The 8,010-nt window shown below is 73.8% G+C and carries 8 protein-coding genes; 5 read left to right on the forward strand and 3 right to left on the reverse strand.

Features of this window, described 5'->3' with window-relative positions:
• Nucleotides 1-111 precede the first annotated feature (111 nt).
• The 4 genes from ACFWPT_RS06960 to ACFWPT_RS06975 all read left to right on the forward strand — a co-directional run bounded on the left by ACFWPT_RS06960 (nt 112) and on the right by ACFWPT_RS06975 (nt 3,905).
• On the forward strand, nt 112-807 hold the full coding sequence (locus tag ACFWPT_RS06960; RefSeq protein ID WP_380480123.1) for a TetR/AcrR family transcriptional regulator: 696 nt from the start codon (nt 112-114) through the stop codon (nt 805-807).
• Nucleotides 791-2,425, forward strand: a complete 1,635-nt coding sequence (locus ACFWPT_RS06965; RefSeq protein ID WP_380480125.1) for an acyl-CoA dehydrogenase family protein — start codon at nt 791-793, stop codon at nt 2,423-2,425. Before ACFWPT_RS06960 ends, ACFWPT_RS06965 begins: the two co-directional genes overlap by 17 nt.
• Entirely contained in the window at nt 2,422-3,306 is an 885-nt protein-coding gene (locus ACFWPT_RS06970; RefSeq protein ID WP_380480127.1) for an amidohydrolase family protein, read from the forward strand. The genes ACFWPT_RS06965 and ACFWPT_RS06970 overlap by 4 nt, the downstream gene beginning before the upstream one ends.
• Nucleotides 3,307-3,461: 155 nt before the next feature.
• Nucleotides 3,462-3,905: a hypothetical protein gene (locus ACFWPT_RS06975; protein ID WP_380425983.1), complete on the forward strand. Its 444-nt coding sequence runs from the start codon at nt 3,462-3,464 to the stop codon at nt 3,903-3,905.
• 7 nt (nt 3,906-3,912) lie between these two features.
• On the opposite strand, the gene ACFWPT_RS06980 is transcribed toward ACFWPT_RS06975, so the two are convergent.
• The 3 genes from ACFWPT_RS06980 to ACFWPT_RS06990 all read right to left on the reverse strand — a co-directional run bounded on the left by ACFWPT_RS06980 (nt 3,913) and on the right by ACFWPT_RS06990 (nt 6,218).
• Nucleotides 3,913-4,749: a helix-turn-helix domain-containing protein gene (locus tag ACFWPT_RS06980; RefSeq protein ID WP_380480129.1), complete on the reverse strand. Its 837-nt coding sequence runs from the start codon at nt 4,747-4,749 to the stop codon at nt 3,913-3,915.
• 124 nt (nt 4,750-4,873) lie between these two features.
• Nucleotides 4,874-5,356: a DUF2269 family protein gene (locus ACFWPT_RS06985; protein WP_063347418.1), complete on the reverse strand. Its 483-nt coding sequence runs from the start codon at nt 5,354-5,356 to the stop codon at nt 4,874-4,876.
• A 154-nt stretch (nt 5,357-5,510) separates the two neighbouring features.
• On the reverse strand, nt 5,511-6,218 hold the full coding sequence (locus tag ACFWPT_RS06990; protein WP_063347417.1) for a 4'-phosphopantetheinyl transferase superfamily protein: 708 nt from the start codon (nt 6,216-6,218) through the stop codon (nt 5,511-5,513).
• Nucleotides 6,219-6,502: 284 nt separating this feature from the next.
• Here ACFWPT_RS06990 and ACFWPT_RS06995 point away from each other — a divergent pair, with 284 nt between their 5' ends.
• Complete coding sequence (locus ACFWPT_RS06995; protein ID WP_380480131.1) at nt 6,503-7,927, forward strand: choice-of-anchor A family protein; 1,425 nt, start codon at nt 6,503-6,505, stop codon at nt 7,925-7,927.
• The last annotated feature ends 83 nt before the right edge of the window (nt 7,928-8,010 follow it).

The raw sequence follows: 8,010 nt of genomic DNA on the forward strand, positions 1-8,010 counted from the left end.
GTGACGCCTTGGGAGGAGGCCGCCCCCGGTCGGGGGCGGCCACCAAGCCCCTCTGGCGGGGCCCGCCCCCGACGGACCGGCCCGGCCCGAACTTAAGAACAGAAAAATTGGATGCAAAAATTAAATGCCGACCGACGCACGCCCGCCGTCCAAGCCCGGCTGGACGCCCAGCGCGAGGCCGTGCTGCAGGCAGCCGTCCTGCTGCTCGCCGAGCGCGGCTACGGCGGCTGCACGATGGCCGCCGTGGCGGACCGTGCCGGGATCGCCACCGGAAGCCTCTACCAGCACTTCGCCAGCAAGGCCGAGTTGTCCGTGCAGTTGTTCCGCCGGGTGGTCACCCGCGAGATGGCCGCCGTCGACGCGGCCGTCGCCCTCCGGGAGGGCCCGCGGCAGCGGATCGCCGCGGTCGTCGAGACCTTCGCCGCCCGCGCTCTGCGCGCGCCCCGGCTGGCGTACGCGCTGCTGGTCGAGCCGGCCGACGCGGTCGTGGACAGCGAGCGCCTGGTGTTCCGCCGGGCGTTCCGGGACGTGATCGCCACCGAGATCGCCGCCGCCGTGGCGAGCGGCGAACTCCCCGAGCAGGACCCGGTGCTGACCGCCGCCGCGCTGGTCGGCGCGGTCGGCGAGGCACTGGCCGGCCCGCTCGCGGCCGCGCCTGTGCCTGCGTCTGTGCCTGCGCCTGTGGCAACGGCCGCGCCCACACGGACGGCCGAGCCCACGAAGCCGGCGGGCACCACCGACGTGGTCCCCGCCCTGGTCTCCTTCACCCTGCGTGCCCTGGGAGGACGCGATGACAGCGACGCATGAGGTCACCAACCAGGTGCCCCTGCCGTACGGACACGACACCGCCGCCGATCCGACCCTGCTCGCCGCCCTGCACCGGGCCGGCGCCGGCTGGGCCGAGTCCGAACTGCACGAGCTCGGCCGCCTGGCCGGCTCCGAGCAGGCCGCCGAGTGGGGCCGGCTGGCCAACGAGAACCCGCCCGTCCTGCGCACCCACGACCGCTTCGGCCACCGCGTCGACGAGGTCGAGTTCCACCCGGCCTGGCACGAGCTGATGCGCACCGCCGTCTCCCACGGCCTGCACGCCGCGCCCTGGCGGGACGAGCGGCCCGGCGCCCACTCCGCCCGGGCCGCCAAGTTCTTCGTCTGGGGGCAGGTCGAGGCCGGCCACACCTGCCCGATCTCGATGACCTACGCCGCCGTCCCGGCCCTGCGCGCGAACCCCTCCCTGGCGGGCGAGTTGGAGCCGCTGCTGGCCGCCACCACGTACGACTTCGGGCTGCGCGAGCCGCGCACCAAGCGCGGGCTGATCGCCGGCATGTCGATGACCGAGAAGCAGGGCGGCTCGGACGTCCGCACCAACACCACCACCGCGACCCCGCACCCGGACGGCACCTACCGGCTGACCGGCCACAAGTGGTTCACCTCGGCGCCGATGTCCGACCTCTTCCTGACGCTCGCCCAGGCGCCGGGCGGGCTCAGCTGCTTCATGCTGCCGCGCGTCCTCCCGGACGGCACCCGCAACCGCCTCCAGCTGATGCGGCTCAAGGACAAGCTCGGCAACAAGTCCAACGCCTCCGCCGAGCTGGAGTACGACGGCGCGGTCGGCTGGCTGGTCGGCGAGGAGGGGCGGGGGGTGGCGACCATCATCGAGATGGTCAACATGACCCGCCTGGACTGCACCGTCGGCGCCGCCTCCGGCATGCGCTACGGCGCGACCCGGGCCGTCCACCACGCCCTGCACCGGCGGGCGTTCGGCCGGTCGCTGGTGGACCAGCCGCTGATGCGCAACGTGCTCGCCGACCTGGTGGTGGAGTCCGAGGCGGCCACCGCCGTCGCGATGCGGCTCGCCCAGAGCACCGACCTGGCCCTGGCCGGGGACGAACCCGAGGCGCTGGTACGGCGGTTGGGACTGGCGGTGGCCAAGTACTGGGTCTGCAAGCGCGGCCCGGCGCACGCCGCCGAGGCGCTGGAGTGCCTGGGCGGCAACGGCTACGTCGAGGAGTCCGGGATGCCCCGGCTCTACCGGGAGGCGCCGCTGGTGTCGATCTGGGAGGGCTCCGGCAACGTCGCCGCCCTGGACGCGCTGCGCGCCATGGCCAAGCGCCCGGAGACGGTCGAGGCCTTCCTCGGCGAGCTCGACGCCGCCGCCGGGGCGGACCGCCGGCTGGACGCGGCCGTCGCCGACCTGCGCAAGCAGCTCACCGACCAGGCCGACCTGGAGTACCGGACGCGCCGACTGGTCGAGTCGATGGCGCTGGCCTTCCAGGGCGCGCTGCTGGTCCGCCACGGCAGCCCGGCGGTGGCGGACGCGTTCTGCGCCACCCGCCTCGCCGGTGACCGCGGCTCCGCCTTCGGCACCCTGCCGTCTGGCGTCGACACCGCCGGGATCATCGACCGGGCCCGCCCGGTGCCGGCGTGAGCGAATCCCAGGAGGTCCGCGCGTTCTGGCAGGCCCTGGGCCTGCCCGGCCTCATCGACGTGCACACCCACTTCATGCCGAAGAAGGTCCTCGACAAGGTGTGGGCGTACTTCGACGCGGCCGGCCCGCTGGTGAACCGGCCCTGGCCGATCACCTACCGCGAGGCCGAGGAGCAACGCGTCCAGCGGCTGCGGGAATTCGGCGTCCGGGCGTTCACCTCGATGCTCTACCCGCACAGGCCCGGCATGGCCGACTGGCTGAACGCCTGGTCGGCCGACTTCGCCGCCCGCACCCCGGAGTGCCTGCACACCGCGACGTTCTTCCCCGAGCCCGAGGCGCCCGGCTACGTGGCCCGCGTGATCGAGGACGGCGCCCGGGTGTTCAAGGCGCACGTGCAGGTCGGCGGCTACGACCCGGCGGACCGGCAGCTGGACGAGGTGTGGGGGCTGCTCGCCGAGACCGGCACGCCGGTGGTCACCCACTGCGGGTCCGGACCGGTGCCGGGCAACTTCACCGGTCCCGGTCCGATCGGCGAGGTGCTGAAGCGCCACCCCGGACTGGTCCTGGTGGTCGCCCACCTCGGCATGCCCGAGTATCGCGACTTCCTCGACCTGGCCGAGCGCCACCCGGCCGTCCGGCTGGACACCACGATCGCCTTCACGGACTTCGCCGAGGCCGACGTCCCGTTCCCGCGCGCCGAACTGCCGCGCCTGCGCGGCCTCCAGGACCGCGTCCTGCTCGGCAGCGACTTCCCCAACATCCCGTACCGGTACGTGCACCAGCTGGAGGCACTGGCCGGGATGGGCCTGGGGGAGGAGTGGCTGCGGGCCGTCTGCCACGACAACGCCGCCGCGCTCTTCGGGCTCGCCCCGGCGGGCTGAGGCGGCCGGTCGCCGGGGGCGCGGTCCTGAGCGCCCCCGGCCCCGGGCCCTTACCTGCGGGGTAATCGACGCCCGGCGGCCGGGCGGGCAGGGTGGGGGGACCCGGCCGGCGTCACCGCCGCCGGGCCCCATCCCCGTCAGGAGGCTGATCCGCCATGTCCGCGAACGCCCTCACGCCCGCCCGCCCCGGCTCCGCCTCCCCCCTGTGGACGGTGCGCGGCGTGCTCGCCCTGGACGCCCTGGTCACCGGCGGCAACGGCCTCGTCTACCTGGCCTTCGCCGGCCCGGTCGGCGAACTGCTCGGGGTCGGCCGCAGCGTCCTGCTCGCCCTCGGGCTCTTCCTCACCGGCTACGCCCTCGGGGTCGGTGCCCTGGCCGCCCGCCGGCGGCCGCCGCGGCTCGCGGTGCAGGCGGTGATCGACCTCAACGCCGTCTGGGTGGTGCTCAGCCTGGTGGCGATGGCGGCCTGGTTGGAGCCGACCACGGCCGGCGCCGTCTGGATCCCGGTGCAGGCGGCGGTGGTGGCCCTGTTCGCCGTCCTCCAGTTCACCGCGCTGCGCCGCCGCGACGGGGGCGGCACCGGGGGGCGTCGCACCTGAACCGGGGTCAGCGCTCCGGGCCGACCGCGTCCTGGAGGAACCGCACCGTCTCCGCGTCGGCCGGCAGGAGGGTCTCCATGGCCAGTTCGGAGACCGTCACGTCCAGCGGCGTGTTGAAGGTCGTGATGGTGGACAGGAAGGACAGCACCCGCCCCTCGTGCCGGATCCGCATCGGCAGCGCGAACGGGGACAGCCCGGCGCCGTCCGCCTGCTTCCCGCCCGGGCCCGGGTCGTCCGCCGCCGTCGGGTAGCCGGCGACCTCCTCGTACAGCCGCCGCAGCGCCTCGCCGCGCAGCAGCTCGATCCGGTGCTCCACCCGCTCCAGCAGGTGCCGCCGCCACTGCGGCAGGTTCACGATGCGCGGCGCCAGCCCCTCGGGGTGCAGGGCGATCCGCATCGCGTTGAGCGGCGGCTCCAGCAGGTGCGGGGCGACGCCGTCGAGGAGCAGCCCGAGCGAGCGGTTGGCCGCCAGCACCCGGAAGGTCCCGTCGACGACCAGCGCCGGGTACGGGTCGTGGGCGGCGAGCAGCCGCTCCAGGCCGCCGCGCAGCGCGTCCATCGACGGGTCGTCCAGTGGCGTCTCGGGGAAGTGCGGGGCGTAGCCGGCCGCGAGCAGCAGGGTGTTGCGCTCGCGGACCGGGACGTCCAGGTGTTCGGCGAGCCGCAGCACCAGCTCCCGGCTCGGGCGGGACCGGCCGTTTTCGACGAAGCTGAGGTGCCGGGTCGAGGAGTCCGCCCGCAGGGCCAGTTGCAGCTGGCTGAGCTGGCGCCGTTCGCGCCAGCCGCGCAGCAGCGGTCCGACTCCGGTACCCGTCGGGCTGCCCATGCCCGCCATGATCGTCATGGCCAGGACGGTACTGGACCGGGCCCGCCCCGGGGGAGAGGGCCTTCCGGCCCGGTCGGCGTGGATTCGGGTGGCACGGCTGGGCGGTGGAGCTTTTCGTTCGGTACGGCTTCGGGGGTCCGGCTCAGACGCCGGTGCTCGACCCCGGCCGGATGACCATCAGCACCACGACCACCGCCCACAGCAGGTTGAACACCCCGGCCGTCATCGGCAGCAGCCGCAGGCCCTGGACGGCCTTGGCGTGCTGCTCCGGTGCGGTGTCGGCGCCGAGCGCGTCCACCGCGGCCTGCTGCCCGGGCAGGACGAAGAGCAGCAGCGAGAGCGCGGCGATCGCGGTGAGCACCATCGAGACGATGATCCAGGACTGCCCGAGCACGTCCATCACCTGGGCCAGGCCGATGCCCATCACCGGCACCGCGACCCCCAGCAGGGCGTAGACCTGGGTGATCCGGTGCAGGATCCGCAGCACGCCCGCGTCCGAGGCCTGGTCCGGCCCGCCGGCCAGCGCGGCCTTGGCCCGGCGCGGGAACATGCTGACGGCCACCGCGACCGGGCCTATGAACAGGACCGACGCGAGGACGTGCAGGCTCAGCAGGAACTTGGCCATGGCGGGGACACCCTTAAATCCGGCGGTGGGCAGCTGGTGCGACGGGCGTCCGGTGGCGGCGCGCCCGCGATCAGGCACGCTAACACCGCTTATCCGGGGGCCCGCCGCGCGGGTGGGCGTGCTCGTTTCGCAGGACTGCAGTGCTCCGCCCTGTTCAGCCCGCCGTCGTCAGCTGGACGATCCTCGGCGCGGCGGTGCTGACCGCCGCGACGGCGGCGCCGTGCTCCGGGTCGGCCCAGTCGAGCAGGTGCAGGTCCTGGTGGCGGCTGCGCAGCGGGGCGCCGGGCGGGACGTCCAGGGGCAGGTCGGACAGGTCGACGGAGGCCAGGGTGTCCAGGGTGGCCCGCCCGATCTTGATCAGCGACTCCTTGCGCACCCACAGCCGCAGGAACGCCTGGTCCGGTTCCGGTGCCGCCTCGACCAGGCGCAGTTCGGCGGGGGAGAGCACCCGGCGGGCGACCGCGCCCAGCGATCCGCCGCGCGCGGCCAGCTCGACGTCCACCCCGACCGGCTGGTGGCCCGCTCCGGCCGCGACCACACCCCGGGTGTGCGACAGGCTCACGTGCACCTCGGGGTGGTCCGGCAGGTACGGCTTGCCGTGGTCGGCCAGGCCGCAGTCCGGGCACTGCTGGGCGAGCGTGAGCGAGGCCGCCGGGACGTCGAGCAGCCGGGCGGCGCAGAGCCGGACCAGCACGTGGCCGGCGGTGAAGTCGATCCGCCCGGACTCGTGCCGGAAGCGTGCGGCGCGCTCGCGTTCGAGGGGGGTGAGCAGGTGCTCGCCCGCTTCGGGGTGCCGCAGTACGGCGTCGGCGGACGCGACGGCGACGAGCGGCGTGCTCTGGTCCTGGGCCTCGGAGGTCATTGCTCCAACCTAACGGGCGCGGACGTCGGGCGGGGGCGGCGCGGAGGTCGCCCGGGCAGGGCCGGTGGGAGGGGACCGCTGCGCCGCGCGGTGGATTTTCGGATCGGATCTGAAGATCTGTAGGGTAGGAATCGCCCGATTTGAGGTTGGATGTCCCGGATCTGCGGGATCGCCAGCAGATGGTACGAACGGGGCAGGTTATGCGCGCCTGCTCTTTTTCCTATGCGCGGAGGAATGTGTCGATGGGTCAGGGCACCGGTACGCCGGATCACAGAACGACCGCCGTGAGAAGAGAACCCGCCACCCGCAGGCGTCGGACCGTCCGGGTCGCCGTGGCGACCGTCGTCGCGGCGCTGCCGCTGGCGGCCGTGCTGACGGTCGGTTCGGCTGCTCCGCTCGCCCCGCCGCTGGGCGCCTGCACGGGCCCCGACTGCCCCGCCACCTGGCCGCCGCCGAACAACGGCGACTTCCCCGGCCGGGACGCCAGCATCAACGTCTTCACCGGTGGCAACTACACCGTGACCGGTCGCGCCGCGGAGGCCGAGGGCAAGATCGTCACGCTGGGGAACCTGACCGTCGAGAAGAACGGCGGCGGCATCTACAACATGGGCGTCGTCGGCGTCGGCTCGCGCGTCGTGCCGCCCAACGGCAGCGACTTCGTCACCACCGGCGGCAACGTCGACGTCGTGACCGGCAACTCGATCCTGATCGGCGGGAGCGACTCCCACGGCCCGGCCTTCGGCAACCTGCGCCACGCGGGCAGCGTCACCGGCACCGTCAGCATCGACCCCACCGGCCAGGCGATCCAGGACCCGAACGCCGCCGCCCCGTACCAGACGGTGCTCACCCAGATCGAGGAGATCTCCGACTGCGTCGGGAAGGCCACCGCGACCGGCACCGTCGACATCTCCTCCAGCCAGGCGACCTTCACCGGCGACGGGACCAGCCTGAAGCAGGTCTTCAACGTCACCCAGAACCTCGCCTCGCCGAGCGGCGGGCAGATCGGACTGGTCTTCGACAACATCCCGGCCGGAGCCACCGTCGTGGTGAACATGCTCGGGGACAGCCCGATCATCAACACCTACACGGGCACCGGCCTGGCCGGGGACCAGACCACCGACATGCGGTCGAAGCTGATGTACAACTTCCCGACCGCGACCTCGGCGCAGATCCTCGGCAGCGCCCAGTTCCAGGGCTCGGTCCTGGCCGGCAACCCGGGCGGCACCACGACCATCGCCCAGCCCGGGATGAACGGCCGGGTGTACCTCGCGGGCAACCTGATCCACACCGGCACCGGCGGCTACGAGATCCACAGCTACCCGTTCGACGGGGACCTGCCGGACTGCCAGACGACGCCGAGCCCGTCGCCGTCCACCTCGCCGTCGTCGTCCCCGTCTTCTTCGCCGTCCACCTCGCCGTCGTCGTCCCCGTCTTCCTCGCCCTCCTCTTCGCCCTCTTCCTCCTCGTCTTCCTCGCCGTCGTCGTCCCCGTCCTCGTCGCCCACGGCCAGTCCGTCCAGCTCGGGCCCGGCCCCGACCAGCCACCACCCGTCCGAGCACCCGACCAGCCACCACCCCGGTGGCGGTGGTGAGTTGCCCTCCACCGGTGCGGGCAACGCCCCGATGGTCTTCGGCCTGGCCGGCGTCGGCCTGCTCGGCCTCGGCGGTCTCGCCGTCCTGGCCGCCCGCCGTCGCGGCCGCCACAGCTAGGCCCTGCCCGGGGCAAGGAACACCCGAGCAACCACAACAACGGCCCAGGCCGCCCGCGTCGACCTCGACCGGGCGGCCTGGGC

Origin of the sequence: Kitasatospora sp. NPDC058478, assembly GCF_042720345.1 — a bacterium.
GTDB lineage: Bacteria > Actinomycetota > Actinomycetes > Streptomycetales > Streptomycetaceae > Kitasatospora.